The 21342-nt window shown below is 27.8% G+C and carries 20 protein-coding genes and 1 pseudogene; 15 read left to right on the top strand and 6 right to left on the bottom strand.

The genetic code is table 11. The annotated features are described in order from the left end of the window. Positions 1–2 precede the first annotated feature (2 nt). On the top strand, positions 3–1022 hold the full coding sequence (locus tag GPX08_RS15550) for a sensor histidine kinase (protein ID WP_156627738.1): 1020 nt from the start codon (positions 3–5) through the stop codon (positions 1020–1022). Positions 1023–1136: 114 nt separating this feature from the next. Beyond that, positions 1137–1844: a DNA alkylation repair protein gene (locus tag GPX08_RS15545; protein ID WP_156627827.1), complete on the top strand. Its 708-nt coding sequence runs from the start codon at positions 1137–1139 to the stop codon at positions 1842–1844. Between the two features lie 252 nt (positions 1845–2096). On the opposite strand, the gene GPX08_RS15540 is transcribed toward GPX08_RS15545, so the two are convergent. Continuing rightward, positions 2097–3152 (bottom strand): hypothetical protein, encoded by a 1056-nt coding sequence (locus GPX08_RS15540; RefSeq protein WP_156627737.1) that lies wholly within the window; start codon positions 3150–3152, stop codon positions 2097–2099. 550 nt (positions 3153–3702) lie between these two features. Between GPX08_RS15540 and GPX08_RS15535 the strand changes: the two genes are divergently transcribed. The 7 genes from GPX08_RS15535 to GPX08_RS15505 all read left to right on the top strand — a co-directional run bounded on the left by GPX08_RS15535 (position 3703) and on the right by GPX08_RS15505 (position 10393). Continuing rightward, a complete protein-coding gene (locus tag GPX08_RS15535) occupies positions 3703–4023 on the top strand; it encodes a tyrosine-type recombinase/integrase (protein ID WP_156627826.1) in 321 nt (106 codons plus the stop codon). Between the two features lie 391 nt (positions 4024–4414). Then, positions 4415–4909: a hypothetical protein gene (locus GPX08_RS15530; RefSeq protein ID WP_156627736.1), complete on the top strand. Its 495-nt coding sequence runs from the start codon at positions 4415–4417 to the stop codon at positions 4907–4909. An 82-nt stretch (positions 4910–4991) separates the two neighbouring features. Beyond that, positions 4992–5699, top strand: a complete 708-nt coding sequence (locus tag GPX08_RS15525; RefSeq protein ID WP_156627735.1) for a response regulator — start codon at positions 4992–4994, stop codon at positions 5697–5699. Between the two features lie 100 nt (positions 5700–5799). Beyond that, on the top strand, positions 5800–7041 hold the full coding sequence (locus GPX08_RS15520; RefSeq protein WP_156627825.1) for a GHKL domain-containing protein: 1242 nt from the start codon (positions 5800–5802) through the stop codon (positions 7039–7041). Between the two features lie 15 nt (positions 7042–7056). After that, on the top strand, positions 7057–7449 hold the full coding sequence (locus GPX08_RS15515) for a DUF3887 domain-containing protein (RefSeq protein ID WP_156627734.1): 393 nt from the start codon (positions 7057–7059) through the stop codon (positions 7447–7449). A 69-nt stretch (positions 7450–7518) separates the two neighbouring features. Next, the gene (locus GPX08_RS15510) at positions 7519–8130 is read left to right on the top strand and encodes a hypothetical protein (protein WP_156627733.1); all 612 of its coding nucleotides are present in this window, start codon (positions 7519–7521) and stop codon (positions 8128–8130) included. Between the two features lie 376 nt (positions 8131–8506). Beyond that, positions 8507–10393, top strand: coding sequence for an endonuclease MutS2 (locus GPX08_RS15505; protein WP_156627732.1), 1887 nt, complete (start codon positions 8507–8509; stop codon positions 10391–10393). Positions 10394–10503: 110 nt separating this feature from the next. Here the strand turns inward: GPX08_RS15505 and GPX08_RS15500 are convergent, their stop codons facing one another. Together GPX08_RS15500 and GPX08_RS15495 are read right to left on the bottom strand one after the other, a co-directional pair. Then, positions 10504–11721: an MFS transporter gene (locus GPX08_RS15500; RefSeq protein WP_156627731.1), complete on the bottom strand. Its 1218-nt coding sequence runs from the start codon at positions 11719–11721 to the stop codon at positions 10504–10506. 201 nt (positions 11722–11922) lie between these two features. Then, positions 11923–11988, bottom strand: a pseudogene (locus tag GPX08_RS15495) (LytTR family transcriptional regulator); the annotation flags it as partial. 297 nt (positions 11989–12285) lie between these two features. Between GPX08_RS15495 and GPX08_RS15490 the strand changes: the two are divergent. From GPX08_RS15490 to GPX08_RS15475, 4 genes are all read left to right on the top strand, one after another. After that, positions 12286–12729, top strand: coding sequence for a MarR family transcriptional regulator (locus tag GPX08_RS15490; protein ID WP_156627730.1), 444 nt, complete (start codon positions 12286–12288; stop codon positions 12727–12729). An 83-nt stretch (positions 12730–12812) separates the two neighbouring features. Then, positions 12813–13694, top strand: coding sequence for a pirin family protein (locus GPX08_RS15485; protein ID WP_156627729.1), 882 nt, complete (start codon positions 12813–12815; stop codon positions 13692–13694). A 22-nt stretch (positions 13695–13716) separates the two neighbouring features. After that, positions 13717–14145, top strand: a complete 429-nt coding sequence (locus GPX08_RS15480; RefSeq protein WP_156627728.1) for a hypothetical protein — start codon at positions 13717–13719, stop codon at positions 14143–14145. Positions 14146–14420: 275 nt separating this feature from the next. After that, the gene (locus GPX08_RS15475; protein WP_156627727.1) at positions 14421–15257 is read left to right on the top strand and encodes a helix-turn-helix domain-containing protein; all 837 of its coding nucleotides are present in this window, start codon (positions 14421–14423) and stop codon (positions 15255–15257) included. Between the two features lie 102 nt (positions 15258–15359). Here the strand turns inward: GPX08_RS15475 and cdd are convergent, their stop codons facing one another. Further along, complete coding sequence (gene cdd / locus GPX08_RS15470) at positions 15360–15776, bottom strand: cytidine deaminase (protein WP_156627726.1); 417 nt, start codon at positions 15774–15776, stop codon at positions 15360–15362. Between the two features lie 156 nt (positions 15777–15932). Further along, positions 15933–16820: a PHP domain-containing protein gene (locus tag GPX08_RS15465; protein ID WP_156627725.1), complete on the bottom strand. Its 888-nt coding sequence runs from the start codon at positions 16818–16820 to the stop codon at positions 15933–15935. Positions 16821–16988: 168 nt separating this feature from the next. Between GPX08_RS15465 and GPX08_RS15460 the strand changes: the two genes are divergently transcribed. Beyond that, a complete protein-coding gene (locus tag GPX08_RS15460) occupies positions 16989–17747 on the top strand; it encodes a MerR family transcriptional regulator (RefSeq protein WP_156627724.1) in 759 nt (252 codons plus the stop codon). Between the two features lie 127 nt (positions 17748–17874). Here the strand turns inward: GPX08_RS15460 and GPX08_RS15455 are convergent, their stop codons facing one another. Further along, positions 17875–20256 carry a hypothetical protein gene (locus tag GPX08_RS15455; RefSeq protein ID WP_156627723.1) on the bottom strand — a complete coding sequence of 794 codons (2382 nt, stop codon included), beginning with the start codon at positions 20254–20256 and terminating at the stop codon, positions 17875–17877. Between the two features lie 278 nt (positions 20257–20534). On the opposite strand from GPX08_RS15455, the gene chbG reads away from it, so the two are divergent. Next, on the top strand, positions 20535–21272 hold the full coding sequence (gene chbG, locus GPX08_RS15450; RefSeq protein WP_156627722.1) for a chitin disaccharide deacetylase: 738 nt from the start codon (positions 20535–20537) through the stop codon (positions 21270–21272). The last annotated feature ends 70 nt before the right edge of the window (positions 21273–21342 follow it).

Raw genomic sequence — 21342 nt, 5'->3', positions numbered from 1 at the left:
TTATGAAACTTAATTTTAATAAAGTAAATGTAGCTTTCAAGGTTATTACAATAATATTAACTATATTTATAAATTTTTATGTTTATATTATGGAAGTAAACAAGAGGGTATCTATAGCTTTAATAATATTTTCCACAATTATAATCTCAGGGATGTTTATTTATGAGAAATTATATAAAAGTTATATGGAAGAAGTTTTTATAAGGCTATCAGATATGCTTTCAACTATTATAGATATGAGGGATGAAGAAGTGTTTTCTACTATGGAAGATACTTTATTATCTAAATTACAGCATCAAACTATTAAATTAACTAATATATTAAAAGATAAAAATAAGCAAATAGAAAAAGATAAGAATGAAATTAAGTCATTAATTTCAGATATAGCACATCAACTAAAAACTCCATTAACTAACTTAAAGATGTATGGTGAATTTCTACAGGATGAAGATTTAAGTGAAGAAGAAAGAAAAGAATTTAATGATATTATTATGATATCATTAGATCGGTTAAGCTTTTTAATTGAGAGTATGATAAAAATGTCTAGATTAGAAAGTGGAGTGATTCAACTAAAGCCTCAGAGAAATGATTTAAATGATACTGTAATACTTGCAATAAGTGAGGTACAGAAGAAGGCTAAAATGAAAAGTATAGAAATTCAATTAGAAGAAGTAGATAAGATTTCAATAATTCATGATAAGAACTGGGTTAGAGAGGCTTTCTTTAATATATTAGAAAATGCAGTTAAGTACACTAGTGAAAATGGAGTAATTAAGGTGAAAATTCAAGGTTATGAAATGTTTACTAGAGTAGATATAAAAGATAATGGAGTTGGCATAAAAGAAGAAGAGTTACCTAAGATATTTGCTAGATTTTATAGAGGTGAAAATTCTAGAGATATAGAGGGGATAGGAATAGGACTATATCTAACAAGAGAAATAATATCAAATCAAGGTGGATATATTAAAGTGAAATCTAGTAGTAAGGGATCAACATTTTCAGTATTCCTACCCAATAATTAAATAGTATGTAAATTATAATAAGATTTTATATAACTACAAGATGTAAATTATTTATTGAAAAGAGGTGTTATTATTAATATTAATGAGAATAAAAATAAGCTGGATAAGGCTGATATTAGTTTAGATATAATTATGGGAAAATTAAAAGAATTAGGCTCCGAATCAATTAAAAATGTATTAATTAAGCATGGAATACAAGAGCCCTTCTTTGGAACTAAGATAGGTGATCTTAAAAAGTTAGTTAAGTATGTTAAGAAAAATGATGAGTTAGCAAAGGAATTATATAATACAGGGAATTATGATGCTATGTATTTAGCAGGATTATCAATAAATCCTAAAAGTATGAGTAAAGATGAATTAGAAGGATGGTTAGATAAGGCATATTGTATAGCTATTGCTACATCAATAGTTTCTAATATAACTGCAGAAAGTGATTTTGCATTAGAACTTGCAAGAAAGTGGATACAGCAAGATAACGAGATTATTGAGTGCTGTGGATGGAGTACAATATCAAATTATATATCAATTACTGATGATGAGTTAATTGATATAGAGGAAATAAAAGAACTTTTAAATATAGTTGAAGCAAATATTCATAATAGCAAAAATAGAGTTAGATATAATATGAATTCTTTTGTAATAAGTGTAGGTTCATACATAAAAGAATTAAATGATATAGCTCTAGAAGTTGCTAGGAATATAGGTAAGGTTCAAGTTGAGCTAGGAACTAAAGGGTGTAAAGTTCCAGTAGCAGAGGATTATATAGAAAAAGTAATGTCTATGAATAGAGTTGGGAAGAAGAGAAAAACTTGTATTTGTTAATTAAATATAGATAATTTGATAAAATTTTATATCTAATTTCCGATTATCCGCATAAACACTATACTTTCAAGCATTTTGAGGTATAGAAAAACACTCATTTTACCACGATTTAACCATCATTGAATGAGCCTTGATATGACAATATAAATTAGACAACAAGACACCTCAAAAGGTGTCTTTCTACTGAAAAGCAGTCAATCCTAAGACTAACTGCTTTGTGTGTATGGATATGAAATTATTAAACTGGAATTTTCAGAATGACTGTGCTATATCAAAAACTTTTCTTAATCCTTCAGATATAATACCAGAAAAAATATACTGCAAATAATTCAAATCATGGTCATGTTTTGGAAAAGTAAAGATACGCAAATTAGATTTATTTTTCTTCTTGAAATCATTGCGAATTTTATCAATATCAGAGATAGAAATATTTGCGTCATCTTCACCTTGAAAAATATAAATTGGCATTGTAAGCGAGCATATTATGGGCGATATATCAGGCAAGGCGAAATGTTCTTTACACCACTTTGAGGTTATTTGAACAGAATAATTATTTTTTAACCATTCATCATCGTTATCTTCTATAGCTTGAAACACTTGATTTCTGTAATCTTCCATTTGTAATGAAAAATCGTTCTGCGTAAGTTTACCGTCCTTATCTATGTCTAAATCTTCAAATTCAATATCTTGAAAAAGAATAGGACGAACATTTAGTTTGTCATTAATAAAATCTGATTTTTCTATAAATCCTTTTTCTCTACAATCGAAATACTTACACATATTAACCATTGAACTGCCACCACTTAATTGCCAATAAAGAGTATCCTTCATATTTTCATAAGAGAACCCTAAAAGTAGTAATCCTTCAATATCATTACATTGTGCAGCTGCAAATGGAGCAAGAGTAGCCCCCTCACTAATACCCATTAGCAATATTTTAGAGTTTTTAAACTGCGGTAATGTCTTAATATAATTTTTCACAGCTATAATATCTTGAATAGATGTTGACGGGCAATAAGTTGCGTATTCCTTAATGTTGATAGATACAAAATCTGGAGGAACATCTGATATACTGCACCCCCTTGTATTCCAACGACAAAAAGCAATATTACGCTTGCAAAATTCATCAACAAACAAATCAAAATAATTAAAATGTTTCCCTGCGATTTCTCTATGGTTTTCATAAGTGTTAGCACCTGTACCATGACAAAAAATAATAACAGTTTCACTATTTACAGGATAATCTATTTTAACATCAAGATTGTAGTTATCATGTGTTCGTACTTGAACTATTCTAGATTGTTTCATATATTCACACTCCTACAAATTCAAATTTGTTAATTTCTTCACATCCATATTATAACAGTTACATATATCCGCTACAATAAAAATCAACATATCCTTGTCATTTTTCTAATCTTTAAAAATGCAGACTTTCCCTTTCTTCCTCTTGATTATCTAACATAGAAAAGAAAAAGCCTTGTCAAGAGCTTGCCACCATTGGTGGTGCTTCGCACTCTTGATCGGGCTTTTTATTTGGTGTATCTTCCATGCAAGAGGAGAAATTAAATTCCTCTGTTCCATTTATCTTTTAAATATTCTTAAAAGCCCATTTCATCAAAATCTAATTCCGGCGAAGTGTTTGGAATGTTGTTTCTTCTGTATATGTAACACCGCCCTACGTATACATGTCATAGTACCTAGAAACTGTGATAAATAAAGGAAAAAATAGAGTTTATACCCCGAAAAAAATCGGGAAGTACGAAAGGAGAAATGTATTATCGCAACACACGAAAATTTATCCGTTAAGATTGATTACATCAGCAGTGTATTTGAAACAGCAACCGCCGAAAATGTTATCACGCACATTTTAGATTTACCGACCGACATTTTTAATGTCTATCCTGCAACGGTCAAGTTTAAGACGTATCAGATACGCTGGGAGATTGGAGATATTTATGTGTCGGGTGACGCAAGAAAGACAGAGGACAACCCCTTGCCACATATCACACCACATACGCTATGCCGTACGTTCTGCACAAGGCTGGCAAGCAAGAACATGAAAGCAAAAGATTTACAGTATATCATGGGACATTCAAATATCAGTATCACAATGAACTGGTATGCTCATGCGTCCATAGATACCGCAAAATCAGAGGTTCAGCATATAATCGTATAAGAAGTATTTACAACGATTTCAACCACGATTGATAGGGAAAATATAAGAAGATAGACCTAAATATGTGAGGTTTACCACGAAAGCAAAATGCCCGAATAGCCTGTAAAATGGGGTTGTTCTGACATTTAAGAAGATTTAAAAAGATAGTCAAAAAGACATATATAATTTAATTATAATTTTTAAGGGTAATTATTGTATGAAAGTACAATAATTGCTCCTATTTATTTTTCGGGAAATATATAAAATATGTATATTAAGCACTAAAATCTGTACATTATGCAAAGTATATTGTGGGGAGAAAATAAGGGATATATAATGAAGTCAACCTAGGGACAAATAGAAATTGAAAATATGATAATTAGTAAATTCAAGATGAGAGAGGGTTATTATAATGGAAAAGAAAAGAACAAAATTACAAAGAATTATAGATTTTACTTCAATGGCTATAGTAGCAGCTGTTATTACAACTACTATTTTAAGTTATAGTAAGTTACCGGAAAATGTTCCTATATATTTTGGATTAAATGGTAATCTTGAATCCTTTGTTACAAGTAAATATGCAATATTTGTTTATATTGGAATAGGAATTGTAATGTTTTTAACAACTTCAGCTTTATCATTGTATCCAAGGGTTATAGTTGAGAAGCTTAAAATGACAAAAGTTAAAATTACAAATGAAAATAGAGAAAGACAATATGGCTTAGCTAAAACATTTATAAAGGTTTTAGGGTTAGAAATAATTATGTTATTTGGATATATTCAATATTCTGTTACAGAAGCAACTATAAATAATGTAAGTACAATAGGGGCATCATATTTAATAGGTTTAGCTATAATAATCATTTCTATTATAGGATATTCAATAAGAAGTTCTCAACTAAAATAATAAAAGCTTTGTGAAAACATTGTCATAAATCTGAGTAGATTATATAATATTCATGAACAATAAGGATTTATGGAGATGGGTAATGATTAAAGTTGCAATTTGTGATGATGATAAAAATATAGTAAATGATATAAAAAGGTATATTGAAAGTTATAATGGAGCTTCATTTGAGATAAGCTTATTTAATAGTGGAGAAGATCTTATAGAGAATAAAGATAAGTTTAATGTAATATTCCTTGATATTGATATGGATGGAATAGATGGAATAAAAGCAGCAAAGAAAATAAGAGAGTATGATAAGGCTGTTAAGATAATTTATGTTACAAGTTATACTGATTATTTAAATATAGCATTTAGTGTACATGCATTTGGATATTTAAATAAACCAATTAGCGAAGAACAAATACATAGTCAGATATCTGAAGCAATAAGTTATTTTAAGGAAGAAGAGGTGCAGGAAAAGTTAGAATTTGTAACTACCGATGGAATAGTAAGGTTAGCACCTAAAGAAATATATTATTTTGAGTATATTGATAGAAAGGTAGTTATAAAAACTAAGGATTATAGTTATTCTTTAAAAGGTAGAATAACTGCAATAGCAAAAGATATGGCAAAATATGATTTTGTTATGCCTCATCAAAGTTTTACAGTGAATTTATTTCATGTAAAGTCTATAAAAGGCTACGACATTTTTATGATGGATGGAAGCCTTATTCCACTATCACAAAAAAAATCAACTGAATTTAGAGATAAATTTAATATGTACTTAGAAAAACGTATTTTAAGTTAAAGGAAAGGAGGTTTTATTTTTGTATATCTTTCCTGAGACTATATTAATAGGTATAAGCTATTTGCTTTCATTTTTATCTAGTTATATAGTATTTGATTTTATGAGTAAGATAGATAGAAATAAATTTTATAAAAGAAAAGTTTATATAGTAGCTTATGTTATTTTTACATTAGCACTTATAATATCTTACAGTATTATAAAAAGCCAAGTAATCAATATATTATTAAGTTTAGTATTAACAGTTATTGTAGGACATTTTCTATATAATGATAAAAAAATTTATATTTTATACTATAGTTTGTTTATTGTTATATTAACTATATTTCAAGTTGTTATAAGTTATATATTTAATTTTATATATGTTATAGGATTAATTAATTTTTATGATATAAATGCCTTATCACTAGCAACATCAATAGTAATGCAGTTTGGTAGTTTAATAGCATCAAGACTATTTATAAATTGGTACAAGCAAAAGAGTATAACTAATTTTACAAAAGTACAGTTTTTTAACTTTTTAATTTTACCAATAGTAAGCATATTCTATATTATTACTCTAATGATGTATATGGAGACCTTTGTTTCTACCTCAGATAACTTATTATTAGTCTTTAATATAGCTTCAATTATATTTTTAAATATATTTATTACAAATATTTTTCAAGAGATATCTAAAAATAATGAAATGAAAAATAAAATTAGCCTTTATGAAAATCAGGCTAATATGGAGTATGAGTACTACAATTCACTTGAAGCAAAGTACAAGGATTCTAGAAAAGTTATTCATGATATAAAAAATCATATACAAACTATTGAAAACTTATATAAAGGTAATGAGTTTGAGAAAGCTGAATTATATAAAGACGATTTATATAAAGACGATTTATATAAGATGTTTAATAGATTGGAACAAAAGTATTATACCTATAATAAAGTTTTAAATATTATTCTAAACGACAAATGTGAAAAAGCTAAAAAATATGGAATTACTATTGATTGTAAAGTAGGAGATGTAAACTTAGAAAAGATAAGAGATATTGATGTAACGACTATATTTTCAAATCTTTTAGATAATGCAATCGATGAGGTAAAGGAATTTAAACAAGATAAAGAGATATTTGTTAAGGTAGATAAATTCAATGAATTTATAGTTATAAATGTAACTAACAAGTTAAAATCTAAGGTTGTAAAGGTTGATTCTGAGTTAAAAACAACAAAGAAGAATCATGAAGGCTTAGGATTACAGAATGTGAAAATGGCAATAGAAAAATATGAGGGAACATTAAGAATTGACTTTGATGATAACCATTTTAAAGTTAATATAGTTATTCCAACTAACTAAAATCCAGGAGGATGTATGAAGAATATTATTAGAGTTTTATTAACAGCAATTTGTGGATTATTTTTAATAGGCTGTGGACCAAAAACTTTAAGTGAAGATTATAATGAGGATGTATTAAGAGAAGCTTCTCAAGTAATAATAGATCAGCTTAATAATGAAGAATATAATGAAATAGTTGATAATGCTGGAGATACAATTAAAAATGATGAAAACTCAGAAGTTATAAAAAAAGCATATGATAGCATAAAAGAATCAGCAGGTGAATTTGATTCAATAGATAAAATGTCCTTCCAAGAAAAGAATGGATATGCTGTTGTTGTATCAATAGCAAAGTTTGAAAAAAGAAATGTTCAATTCATTTTTTCTTTTGATAAAGAAATAAAGCTAGTAGAAATATTTATGAAGTAAAATATTATGATTTATTTGTCCCAATAAAAGTAGTAGAATAAGTGATAATAAATAAAAGGGGGACGAAAAATGATAGTGGATATTACTCAAGTAACTAGAATAGGTAAAGAATATAGGGATGGTTCTGCACCTTTAAAGGTTGAGAAAGTAACTAGAAAGAGTAAAAGCGGGAGTTCATACAGTACTATTAATTTTTCTTGTGATGTTCATAATATGGGAACTCATATAGATGTAATGTCAGCAGAGGCATATGTAAGTGAAGATAGACTAGTAGCTGAAGGAATAAAATTTGATGTGTCTCATATTACTGATAGAGAAGTTACATTAGAAGACTTAGATTTATCTATAGTTAAGGAAGGCGTTTATGTTTTCTTCCAAACTAACTGGGATAAGTATTTAGAAGATGATGAAAAATATAATAATCATCCTGATATATCTTTTAGTGTTATAGAATATTTAGCTAGTAAAAATGTTAATATGATAGGTATAGATGCTTTAGGATTAGCTAAGGGAAGAATGCATGGAGAGATAGATAGGTTTTTAGGTAAAGAAGGTAAATACTCTATAGAAAATCTAACTAACCTAGATAGGATACCGGAGTCTAACTTTAAGGTATATTGCTTACCAATTAAAGTTGAAGGTATAGATGCATGGCCAGCTAGGGTATTAGTAGAGTTCTAATTAATACTTAATTAAATAGGGGCTTATACAAAATTGGTATATAAAAATAATTGACAATATAGTAGTTTATAGAATATATTAAAGAAGATAGATTTCAAGAAAAGTGAGGGAAGTTTGTGAGTGTTTAGTATCAAATAGTTAATTGAATATTAATTCCTAAAAATCGGGTTTTTGTAACCTTTATTTGTTGTGGGATTAATTAAACTATATTGATACAAGTCCGCGAACGAAATTACAAGGGGTATACTATACCTTTTTATGATTGAATTTTAGCTGTGGAAGTATCCACAGCTTTTTTGTTTTTATGAGTCTATATTATGAAATCTATCTAGGTTTCGTGACTTGTATGTATCTGATACAAGAAAGGAATATTAAAATGGATAAAACAACATTAGAAAAATTAAATTATTTTGAGTTAAAAGAAATAGTAAAAGGATATTGTATAAGTGGATTAGGAAAAGCATTAATTGATAAGCTTGAACCAAGTAGTAACTTAAAGGTTGTAAGCAAAAGATTAGATGAAACATCAGAAGGAAGAAGACTTCTTGAAGCATCTTATCATATACCTTTGGCAGGAATATTTAATATAACTCCTCATATAGAAAAGATAGAAAAAGGTGCATCTTTAGATCCAGAGGATTTAACTATGATGAGTGACTTTTTAAGAGGATGCAGAAAAATTAAGTTGTTTGTTAAGGATAAGGAAGGATATGCTCCAACCTTATGTAGTTATGGAGAAAGTATAACAGATTTAAGTTATATAGAAGAGGAGATTAATAGATGCATAAGGGGATCTGTAGTAGATTCTAATGCTAGCAAAGAACTTAAAAAAATAAGAAGGCGTATAGATGAATGTGAAGAGAAGATAAGAGAGAGGTTAGATAAGTTTTTAAAGAATAGTGAAAATAAAAAATATATTCAAGAGACATTTATAAGTAAGAGGAATGGAAGATATACTATTCCTATAAAGTCAGCCTACAAAAAGTACGTTCAAGGAACTGTTATTGAGGCTTCTTCAAAAGGGTCAACAGTATTTATGGAACCAGATGTAATATCTAGATATACTGCAGATTTATCTACTTTAAAAATTGAAGAAAGCATAGAGGAATATAAGATATTAGCTATGCTTACCGAAATGATTAATGAAAGAATAAGAGACTTAAAAATTAATATAGAAGTAATAGCTGAATATGATATGATTTGGGCTAAAGCAAAATATAGCAATGAAATTTCAGGTATAAAACCAAAATTAAATGATCATGGATATATAAAAATAGTAGATGGGAAATATCCTTTAATTAAGAATACTGTACCTCTTAACTTTGAAATTGGAGATAATTATAGAGCATTAATAATAACAGGACCAAATGCAGGCGGTAAGACAGTAGTATTGAAAACTGTAGGGATTTTAACTCTTGCAGTACAATCAGGATTTCATATAGCAGCAAAGGAAGGAACTGAGATTTCAGTATTTAATAATGTTTTTGTTGATATAGGAGATAACCAAAGTATTGAAAATGCTTTAAGTACATTTTCTTCTCATGTAAAGAATTTGGCCGAGATTATTAAGCAAAGCACAAAATCTACTTTATTACTATTTGATGAAATAGGAAGTGGAACGGAACCTAATGAAGGAGCAGCACTTGCCATAGCTATTTTAGAAGAGTTATATCATAAAGGGTGCATTACAATAGCAACTACTCATTATGGAGAGATAAAGAATTTCTCTGAGGAGCATCCTGATTTTCAAAATGCAGCTATGGAATTTAAAAAGGACACTCTTGAACCATTATATAAACTTCATATTGGTAAAAGTGGGGATAGTAATGCCTTATATATATCAAAGAAGATGGGGATTTCAGATTCTATAATAGAGAGAACTAGAAAATATATAGAAAACAAAGAGTATAATTATGAAATGATTAAAGCCAATAAAGTAAGTAAAAAGAAAGAAGAAATACAGGCTTTAGATTCAAGATATAGTTATTCTGTTGGTGATAGAGTAATTCTTTTAGACAAAAATGAAAGTGCTATAGTGTATAAAGAAGTAGATGAACTAAATAATTTAGTAGTTCTTTATAAAAATGATTTTATTGAAGTAAATTATAAAAGAGTAAAGTTAGATGTAAGCGCAAGTGAATTATACCCAGAAGGATATGATTTAAATCAGCTGTTTACAAGCTATAAGGAAAGAAAATTAGAGCATGATATAAGTCGTGGCTCTAAAAAGGCATTAAGGAAAATAAGAAAGAATTCAATATAAAATAATTTATATTTGGCTTGGAAATCTTAAAAAATAAAAAGAGTATCTTTAAATTTTGAAGATACTCTTTTTGATTTACTTATATAGAAAAAGACTTTTAAAAGAAATAATTAAGCAACTTTTTCTATTAATTTATTATGGTGTTTAATGTTTTTATGTGATTTTACAGATTGTATTGTAGAAGCTAAAGCTATTGATATTAAACATAAAGCTCCAATAATTATAAATGTAGGTTTAAATCCTCCAACTAGTGATGATATTAGTGACCCTGAAATTGCTCCTAAACCAAATCCTTGATATATAATTCCATAATTTTTAGTTTGATTTTTAGTACCAAAGAAATCTCCTACAATAGCGGGGAATACTGTAATATTTCCTCCAAAGCAAAATGCAATTGAAGCAACACAAGTAAAGAAGATCGCAAAATTTAATTGTATAAAGCTTAATATGAATACTGATATAGCTGTAACTGAAAGTGATAAAATTACCACCTTTAATCTACCAAGCTTATCTGATAAAGTACCTAATAGAATTCTACCAGCTGTATTAAATATTGCTACCATGGCCACTGCATTTGCTGCTACCTCAGGGGTAAGTCCAACAAGTTGAATGCCAATATCGTTAACTATTCCTATTAAATATAGGCCACTCATAGATGCAGAAAAGAATATTAGAAATAAAGTATAAGCTTCCTTTGTTTTAAGCATTTCCTTAACTGAAAATTCATTTGCATCTTTAATATTTTTAGAATAATCACTTATTAATGGAGCATCCTTTAAAAATTGAGCACCTATTAAGATTAAAGCCATAGCTATTAATCCCCAGTATAAAAATGCTTGTGAAACTCCTTTATTACTAATTAAACTACCGTTTATATATTTGAAAATTAAACTTCCTGTACCATAAGCTCCTACTGAAATGCCTGAAATTAGGCCTTTTTTATCAGGAAACCATTTAATACAATTTGAAAGTGTAGTAATATATGCAATACCATCTGCTGCTCCAACTATTACCCCTGCTGTAATGTAAAGCATAGGTAATGAAGAAGTTACTGATGTTAATATTAAACCAAGTCCTAATACTAAACCTGCAATTGAAGTAAGTTTTTTTATTCCTAGTTTGTCTTGAAGTTTACCAGCAGCTAATGTAGATATAGCTAAGGCAAAACTAGTTATTGAAAAGGTTATGGAAACCTTATTCAATTCGAAACCAAATTTATTTACTAAGGGTTGGTTAAATAAACTCCAAGTATAAATAGTTCCTAATCCTAGTTGAGCTACTACTGTTCCTAAGACTATTAACCAACGATTTTTTGATATTTTTTTCATTTCATTCACCTCTAATTATATTTTGTAAATATAGCATTTTCATATGTTTTTATATTGACAAAATTTTTATGGATTAATTATAAATGGGTAAAATATAAAATTAGTATTTTATGAATGGAATACAAATAAGATTATATAAAATGCACTTTTTATGCGGATGAGTTACCTGAATAATTTTAAATTACCCCTACTTACAGGAACTTAATTATCAATATCTTTAAGTTTTAAATTATAAGTATTATTGAACCAAGGCATTATTTCTCTTATTTATTAACATTTACAATATAATTGCTTCCTTTGTTTCAATAGTTATAATTTCATGTCCAATATCATAATATTCTTTTCCAATGCTAATATAAGCTAATATATTTTTAGTATCCATTATAGATACAGCATCAGCTTTAATATCTTCTTTTATAATAGTGAATATTTTATTATTTATAAAGTAAATCCAAAAAATAGTATCTTTAATAATTTAAGCATACTCCTTTGATATTATTTAGTAAACCCAAATGAAAAAATATCTCATTTGACAATATCACTAATTAGTGATATATTTTATTCATGGATAAGATAAAAGATTTACTTGATGAAAATAAATTAACTTTATCTACTTTAGTTGTTTTTACAAGGGCAGAAAATGCAATTCATAAACGTGAATATGAAACAATTAAGGAAAGTGGATTAACTATATCTCAATTTGGAGTTTTAGAAGCTCTATATAATAAAGGTGACTTAAGAATATGTGAGTTAATAGAAAAAATATTAACGACATCAGGCAATATAACAGTAGTTATAAAAAACTTAGAAAAGGATGGATTTATAAAAAGAAATATAGACCCTGAAGATAAGAGATCTTGTATAATATCAATAACTGATAAGGGAATAGAAACAATAGAGGGTATTTTACCAAATCACATTAATAATATTAAAAATATTTTTGATGTTTTAACTGATGAAGAAAAAATTACTTTGAAAAATATATTAAAAAAATTTAAGAATATCTAAAAAACAAAAATTTTTTTAGACAAATATCACTAATTAGTGATATTTTTAACTATCAATAATTAAAAAAGAGAGGAATGTTTATAATGAAACAATATAGATCAATAGAAAATATATTTAGAGGTCCAATGCCTCATATGGTTGGAGATGGATTTAAGGTAGCACAATACTTGCCAGCTGGAGTAAGTAGTCTGGCTAGATTATCACCATTTTTCCTTTTAGATTATCATGCACCTCATTACTATGAACCATCACAAGTTAGACGTGGAGTTGGAGCTCATCCCCATAGAGGTTTTGAAACTGTGACAATTGCTTATGATGGAAAGGTTGAGCATCATGATAACAAAGGAAATCATGGAATTATAGGACCTGGAGATGTTCAGTGGATGACAGCTGCATCAGGTATTATGCATAAAGAGTATCATGAAGCTGAATTTAGCAAAAATGGTGGAACTCTTCACATGATTCAGCTTTGGGTTAACCTACCATCAGATAAGAAGATGAGCGAACCTAAATATCAACCTTTATTAAAAGAACAAATGGGAGCTTTAAAATTAGAAGATAACCAAGGTGAAGTAAGCATTATTGCTGGAGAAGTTAAGGGTGTTAAAGGACCAGCTAGCACATTTACTAAAATAAATCTTTATAATGTAAACCTAAAAAATAAAGGGAAAATGATATTAGATGAACCTAGTAACTTTAATACTGGAATAATGGTATTAAAGGGAGATGTTAAGGTAAATGGAGAAAAGTTAGCTAAGGAAAGAGACTTTGTTATATTTAATAATGAAGAAGGAAATATTCTAGTTGAATCAGTTACTGAGGATTCATTATTTATTGTATTAAGTGGTGAACCTATAGATGAACCGATTGAATCATATGGTCCATTTGTAATGAATACTAGAGAAGAGTTATATCAAGCTTATGAAGACCTTAGAAATGATAAATTTGGTACAACAGAATTTTGATATAGATATTAATTAATAACTAATGAAGCTAGTCTTAAGCAATTCATTATCTAAATTTATAATCAATAGTACCCTTTCTAGTATTAAAGAATATTATGCTACTAGAAAGGACGTGATAAAAATGAATTATGAGAGATCTGATGACAACATGAACGTACAGAATTTAATGGATGAATGCAAAAATTTAATGGGCTTTCATATTATCGTAGTTATGAAAGATGGAAGTTCAGTAGACGGAATTATTGATAACGTTGATTCAAACGGAATCAATATGTTAGCTGGTGAGGATATGATAAGTGATGAAGATGAATATATGCAAAGTATGCATAGGCAATTTGGTAATCCTAAAATGAGAAGGCATAGAAGATTTAGACGTAAGGGTTTTCCATTCCATGGCATTAGAAGAGTATTTCCAATAGTATTTCCATTTTTCCCATTTTACCCATTTTAACAATATATAAAAGATTCAGATGTAGTATTAGAAATAATTAATATAAATTCAATGGAATATTAGGGAGAAAAATAATAGTAAGGAGATATTTACATCACCAACTCATAGAATTCATGCTTTTTATGAAGTGGGAAATTATATTTCACTTACATAAAAATAAATTGTTTAAAATATAGGATTTTAGCCAGTTGCAACTGTTAGTTGACAAAAAGAAATGGCTAGTTGGTAGATAAAATTGCCCCACTTTTATATAATTTGTATAGGAGGTGGGGCAAATGAATTTATCAGGGAAATTACAATTGTTAAGAAAGAAAAATGGTTTATCTCAAGAAGAATTAGCAGACAGATTAGGGATATCTAGGCAGGCAATTTCTAAATGGGAATCTGGACAATCAACACCTGATTTAAATAAGCTTATACTATTATCAGAAATTTATAATGTTACAATTGATAGTTTAGTTAAGGATAGTGATGAGTATGATATATTACAAAGCTCATCAGAAAATAGTAGTTATGAAAATGAAGATGTAAAAAATATAAATAATAGTGAGAATAAAAATACTCAAATAGTAATTAATTTGCATTCAAGTAGGATAGAGTATGAATATAAAAGTAAAAGAACTTTATTTGGATTACCTTTAGTTCATATAAATCTTGGAAGAGGAATTAAGAAAGCAAAGGGAATAGTTGCTATAGGTAATATATCTTACGGAATAATATCTGCAGGATTTTTATCTTTTGGGATTTTTAGTTTTGGTTTACTATCAGTAGGATTTTTAAGTTTTGCTGTTATCGCTATAGGATTACTTCTTGGAGTAGGGGCTATTGCAATTGGAACTTTTTCAATAGGAGCTATATCCATAGGTATCTTCTCATCTGGGGCATTAGCTATTGGTAAGTATGCTGTAGGAGGTGGAGCGATAGCTTCAGATATAGCAGTAGGTGATTATGCAAAAGCAAATATAGCTATAGGAAATAAAGTAGAGGGATTGAAGACTTTATCACTAGATTCATCTAAGGAAGAAATTAAAAGAGTAATTAAAGAAGAATATCCTAATATAAAAAATTGGATTGTTGATTTAGTAAGTTATTTTTCTAATAATTTTAATTAATAAAAGTATATAGAAATTATAAAGAAAAAAATAAAAGATATTTTTAAAAAGGCAGAGTAATTAATACCCTGCCATTATTTTATATAGTCATAAAAATTTATATTAATCCAAATCCTTGCCTGTAAAGCCCAATGGTAAAAGCTCTTCTAATGTATATTCTTTAAACTCATCTTTATTTTTAGCTAAATAGATTTTGAAGGTTTTCGGATCACAGAACTCAGCAATTACTTGTCTGCATACTCCACAAGGAGCACAATAATCTGTTTCTTCTGCATCTGCCTTATTTCCTACTATTGCAATTGCAAGAAATTCTTTTTGACCTTCTGATACAGCCTTGAAAAATGCAGTTCTTTCAGCACAGTTTGTTGGGGTGAAAGCAGCGTTTTCTACATTACAACCTAAATATATCTTACCGTTTGTACCAAGTAATGCCGCACCAACATTAAAGTTAGAGTAAGGAGTATAAGCAAATTTTTGAGCTTCATAAGCTTTTTCAACTAATAGTTTTGCATTAATCATAAATTTCACCTGACACTTTCTTTAATAATTATTAAAAATATAATTCACTTTAAAAGTATACACAATAAGTGGATTTTTATTATAACACTATTAAAATGCTGTTACAAGGAATCTTTTTAAAGGAAATTCTTTATTCTAAAGTAAAATGAGTAATTTCTAATTACTCAATATGAAATTTGGACTCCAAATTAAATCGCTATCTATTTCATAGCCAAATTTGCCAATCTCTATATTAGGTTTATTTTTCCCATGAAAATCTGTTCCACATGTAATAAGCAACTTATTATTTATAGCTTTATTATAGAAAAAATCTATTGTATCTTTTGAGTGATATGAACTAAAGACTTCAATACCATCAATTCCTTCTTTTATTAAATCGTCAATAACATTCAAATCATTTTTTAGATTATTTCCCGGGTGAGCTATTATTGATATACCACCATTATCTTTTATCATTTTAATAGCATCTGATAAACTAATATATTTTATGTGAACATAAGCAGGTTTCCCTTGTGAAAAGTAATCCCAGTAAAAATTAACATAAGGCATATCACTTCTTGTTCCACCTTTTCTATAAGGAGATAATATCTCTGAATCCTTATTTCTTTCATCGGCTAATAGGACTTCTGCTATTAATTCACCGGGTATTATTCCATTTGGAGCTTTATTTAATACATCTTCATCTTCTAAATATAAATTAGTTACTTCTTTAATTTTTTGTAATCTCTTTATACCAGCTTCTTGCTCTTGTCTTATTATATTTTCTTCTAAATCAGCAAAGCAATTTTTAGTAAAATCAAAATTGTACCCTAAAAGATGCAAATTTAATCCATTATGTTGACAGTCAATTTCTATTCCTGGTATATATGAAATATTTTTATCTTTAGTATATTCCAAGGCAATAGGATTAGCTTTTACAGAGTTATGGTCCGTAATTGAGATAACATCTAAATTATTTTTAATAGCTTTATCTATTATTGCTTCAGCACTAAATTCTCCGTCATCACTGAAATATGAATGCATATGCAGATCAATTTTTTTCATAATATATCTCCCTTACCGTATTATTTGTAAGTTTAGTATATCATCTTTATTTATGATAATAATTTCAATAGATGAAAGTTTATTTTTTATTTTAAAATAAATTTTAAAAAACTTGTTGACATTAACGCAGCGTAAAGCCTTATTATTAAATTGTAAGGAGGAATGAAGATGGAATATACAATTAAAAAGCTAGCTGAAATGGCAGGTGTAAGTACTAGAACCCTTAGATATTATGATGAGATTGGTTTATTGAAACCTTGCAGAGTTAATTCTTCAGGATATAGAATCTATGGAGAAAAAGAAATAGATTTATTACAGCAAATTTTACTCTATAGATCTATGGATATTAAGCTTGAAGATATTCAAGATATAATTACTAATCCTAATTTCAACATTTGCCAATCATTAATTGAACATCGTGAAAGCCTCATTTCTAGGAGAAATCAACTTGATCAATTGATTTTAACTGTAGAAAAGACTATTGAATATAAGAAAGGGGAAATAAGTATGTCTAATAAGGAAAAGTTTGAAGGTTTCAAAAAAGAAAAATTAAGAGAAAACGAAGAAAAGTATGGAAAAGAAATTAGAGATAAATATGGTAAAGAGACTGTAGAAGCATCTAATAAAAAATTCATGAATTTAAGTGAGGAAGATTTTAACGAAATGCAAAGGCTAGAATCTGAAATGTTCGATAATCTATTAAAGGTATCTGACAGTGGTGATTTAGATTCAGAAGAAGCTAAAAAAGTTTATGGAAATCATAAGAAATGGCTTTGCTTCTCATGGCCTAGTTACTCTAAGGAAGCTCATGCTGGTTTAGCAGAAATGTATGTAGCAGATGAAAGATTTGCAAAGTATTATAATGATAAAGCTGGTAAGTTAGTAGTAGAAACATTAAGAGATATAATTGTTAAATATGCAAAATAGAAATATGTAGATAAAAAAGATGAAATTCAGCAAAATTGAATTTCATCTTTTTTGTTTATTTTGAAGAATATATATTCTTTTCTACATCTATAAATACTTCAGCAAGAACTCCATAAGTATAATTCTATTATTTAGGATTAATATTATCTTTAATTAATTTCATAAAAATATCTGGAGTTACTATTCTAACTTTAGGATTCTTATTTAATTCATTAACTACATCTTGAAGAATATTCATATCATTACTCCATACATGAAGATAAACAAAAGTATATGCATCTTCTTTAGTAATATCTATAAAATTAACATTAGTTCTAGAATTTATATTGTCAATTAGTTGATTTGCATCCTCTAATCCACCCCAGAGTAAATCACGACATGAGACTACTGGTTTATTATTAGACCAAACTATTTCTCCATTATAATTATTATTTTTCTTATAATCTAAATAAAAAAGTCCATCTATATTGGAATTCTCAGTATATTTATCCCATAAGTTAGTTTTATAAAATGCATCATCATCAATAATCAATACATATTTTTGATCTACTTTTTTCATATATTCATTCAATCTTTTTGTATAGGTATTTAATTTGTTTTCTGGATACATACTGGGATAGATATATCCATTACCAGAGGGAGAAACTATATAGTAATCTGAATACTTCTCTGAGCTTGCACTTTCATAATATTTATTGAAAACAGTAGGTGCTAAATAATAAAGAGAAGGGCTTAGTGACCAACCTAAATCAAAGTTACCTCTATTTTTAGATCCATACCATTTTTCTGAGCCATAATTACTTCCAATTAACCATTGTTGATTATCTCCATCAGACATAATAAAAGTTACATAGTGGACATTGTTTTCAGTATGGACTTCATTACGAGATTTTTGAGTTTGTACAATAGTAGGGAATGAACTTAATACAGATAGATTATAAGACCAATCAGCTGCTATAATATCTACTCCATATTTAGAGGCGATACTTACGTTGTTATACTCATCTGGCCCCCAACCTAAGCAACGAGCTGTTTTATCCATGGATTTAAATATTTTCTTCCTTAATGAAAAGTCTTTTATATCTTCTTCATAAAAAATAAGAGATTTTGACATTATTGCATAATCTCTTAAGGCCATAGATTTTTCAGGAGATAATTGTATTACTGTGGTGTGATTTAAACCAGAATTCCATAGATTTTTATATGCCCAATACTTATCTGTAGTTCTACAATCTTTAACTAAGTTATTTATACCAAGCTCTTTAAGCTTTGTTTCTAAAGATTCTTCTATAGGTAATGAGTTATTTAATGATGAAAGGGAAAAAGCATTATTAATAGATGAGGGATTTGTATTGCTGTACAGTATGTACCCATTTAATGATGATTTGAACATATCTAATAGAAGCCATGGATCTGATATATTCTCATAAGAAATATTATAATTAGTATTTAAATCTTCAAGCCATATTTTATAATCTGGCTCATCATTACTTAGAATATAAATTTGTTCATCAGATTTGGTGGAGATAATACCTTGAAGAGCAGTAACCATTGTCTGCTCTTCTTTACTCATATAATTATCAGAAATAACATAAAGGTGTTTAGGTATATTAGAATTTTTAATATAACAATCATTAGAATTTAAATTTCCATAAGATATTGAAGTGGTAGATTTAGAAGTAACTTTATTATAAAAGTCATTTAAAAAGTTAAAGTGATTCCCACTATAAAAATCTTTAGCATCTTTTTCTTTAATTCCAGATAGCAATACTTGACGTTTAATAATATCATTTAAGCTTACTTCTTTATAATTTTTCATAATATCGTACATTATCATAAAGGTAGTTGTTCTACCTATACCTTCTTTACAATGAAAGTGGTACCAAGTGTTTTCAGGTGTATTCTTAACGATATCGATAAAGTAATCAACCATTTCATCATTTGGTGTAGATCCATCTGTTACAGGGATACGTAGATATCCAATATCTTTTGAAGCTGCAAGAGTAGACTCATTTTGAACATACTCTGGTACTATAGTTACTTTCGTATTATAGAAAGTTAATGGAGTATTTATTTTAATAGATTCTAATAGTTTATTTTCAGTAGATATTACTTTAGGTAAGGTTAATCCCTTATTAGCATTATTCTTAGCATTTTCCCAGCTTACACCTATTCCATTTATAAATCCATGAGATTCTTGTCTTAAATCTACGTCTATTAAATCAAAATTATTAGGTATAGAGCTTTTTATTAAAGAAAGGCCAGATTCAGAAAATTGCGCACTCCCAGAGATATTTAATTTATCTAAGCCAGTTAAATTAATATCTTTATCCTTTGATAGAGATTTAATATCAGTAGTCATACGAAAGTGATGGGGTAGAGTATTATTATTAGGAGCATTCTCTTTTAGATTTACATCAGATAATGCCATGGGGGAATTAAATATACATAATGATATACAAAAAGTAACTAAAGAAATACGTAGGATAACATTAAAAAATTTTTTCATAAAACTACCTCACATTATTAATATTAATTTATATCTAATAGGATTAGATATATGGACATAGTTTATTCAAATTAAGTAACATATTATAAAAATAATTCAAACATAATATAAATTAGAATTATAGTTTAAATATAACTACAATTTTTTTAATTAATGAAAAAATATATGGATTTTAAGGAATATAATTTAAGTGATGGGTAATTAAAAAATAAATTATATAAAGTGTATAGCAATATATAATGGGAATTTATACACTTTACTAGAGAGAGGGGAAAAATATGAAGTTAATAGTAAATGCTGATGATTTTGGTTATAGCAGAGGGGCAAACTATGGTATAGTGGATGCTTTTAAGAATGGTGTAATAAGAAGCACATCAATAATGGCAGGAATGCCGGGATATGAGCATGCAGTAGAACTATTAAAGGGTTGTAATGGTTTAGGCTGTGGAGTTCATTTAACTTTATCTGCATATAAGCCAGTATTAAATACTCATAAGACAATAGTGGATGAAAATGGATATTTCTATAAAAAAATAACACCTGAAGTAGCTAAAAATATTGATATAGAAGAAGTTTATAATGAGTTTTGTGCACAAATTGAAAAGGTAAAAGCTAGTGGTATAGATATAACTCATTTAGACTCCCATCATCATGTTCATACTTTTGAAGCATTAAGGCCTGTTATGGAAAGAATTATTAAGACGTATCCTTATCCAATAAGGGGAGGGCTTGAATATAAATTAGATTATGAAAAAGTTCTTCCTTATGAAGGAATATTTTACGAAGAAACAGTAAGTATAGATGCATTTAGGAATCTTAAAGATAAACTTGATAAATATGATGTATTAGAAACTATGTCACATCCTGCATACTTAGATAGTTTTATTATGGAAAACAGTTCATATAACATAAAGAGAATAGAGGAACTAAAAATACTTACATCCATAGAATTAAAGAGTTTCCTTAAAGAAAATAATATAGAATTATGTAATTATAGAGATATATTTAAGAATTAAGAATAGATTCACTTAGTATTGCAACACTATTTATAAATTAGTGTTGCAATACTTTTTTTATTTCTAAAAA

The sequence above is a fragment of the Clostridium tertium genome, from assembly GCF_902652255.1.
Classification (GTDB): Bacteria; Bacillota; Clostridia; order Clostridiales; family Clostridiaceae; genus Clostridium; species Clostridium tertium_A.
This window is presented reverse-complemented; position numbering and strand designations above follow the sequence as displayed.

Bases quoted from the DNA above. Each gene is read 5' to 3' on its own strand.
- GPX08_RS15490 (WP_156627730.1), top strand. From the start codon at position 12,286: ATGGATAAGATAAAAGATTTACTTGATGAAAATAAATTAACTTTATCT.
- GPX08_RS15520 (WP_156627825.1), top strand. From the start codon at position 5,800: ATGAGTAAGATAGATAGAAATAAATTTTATAAAAGAAAAGTTTATATA.
- GPX08_RS15485 (WP_156627729.1), top strand. From the start codon at position 12,813: ATGAAACAATATAGATCAATAGAAAATATATTTAGAGGTCCAATGCCT.
- GPX08_RS15525 (WP_156627735.1), top strand. From the start codon at position 4,992: ATGATTAAAGTTGCAATTTGTGATGATGATAAAAATATAGTAAATGAT.
- GPX08_RS15550 (WP_156627738.1), top strand. From the start codon at position 3: ATGAAACTTAATTTTAATAAAGTAAATGTAGCTTTCAAGGTTATTACA.
- GPX08_RS15475 (WP_156627727.1), top strand. From the start codon at position 14,421: ATGAATTTATCAGGGAAATTACAATTGTTAAGAAAGAAAAATGGTTTA.
- GPX08_RS15500 (WP_156627731.1), bottom strand. From the start codon at position 11,721: ATGAAAAAAATATCAAAAAATCGTTGGTTAATAGTCTTAGGAACAGTA.
- GPX08_RS15465 (WP_156627725.1), bottom strand. From the start codon at position 16,820: ATGAAAAAAATTGATCTGCATATGCATTCATATTTCAGTGATGACGGA.
- GPX08_RS15455 (WP_156627723.1), bottom strand. From the start codon at position 20,256: ATGAAAAAATTTTTTAATGTTATCCTACGTATTTCTTTAGTTACTTTT.
- GPX08_RS15510 (WP_156627733.1), top strand. From the start codon at position 7,519: ATGATAGTGGATATTACTCAAGTAACTAGAATAGGTAAAGAATATAGG.
- GPX08_RS15505 (WP_156627732.1), top strand. From the start codon at position 8,507: ATGGATAAAACAACATTAGAAAAATTAAATTATTTTGAGTTAAAAGAA.
- cdd (WP_156627726.1), bottom strand. From the start codon at position 15,776: ATGATTAATGCAAAACTATTAGTTGAAAAAGCTTATGAAGCTCAAAAA.
- GPX08_RS15540 (WP_156627737.1), bottom strand. From the start codon at position 3,152: ATGAAACAATCTAGAATAGTTCAAGTACGAACACATGATAACTACAAT.
- GPX08_RS15530 (WP_156627736.1), top strand. From the start codon at position 4,415: ATGGAAAAGAAAAGAACAAAATTACAAAGAATTATAGATTTTACTTCA.
- GPX08_RS15480 (WP_156627728.1), top strand. From the start codon at position 13,717: ATGAAGCTAGTCTTAAGCAATTCATTATCTAAATTTATAATCAATAGT.
- GPX08_RS15515 (WP_156627734.1), top strand. From the start codon at position 7,057: ATGAAGAATATTATTAGAGTTTTATTAACAGCAATTTGTGGATTATTT.
- GPX08_RS15460 (WP_156627724.1), top strand. From the start codon at position 16,989: ATGGAATATACAATTAAAAAGCTAGCTGAAATGGCAGGTGTAAGTACT.
- chbG (WP_156627722.1), top strand. From the start codon at position 20,535: ATGAAGTTAATAGTAAATGCTGATGATTTTGGTTATAGCAGAGGGGCA.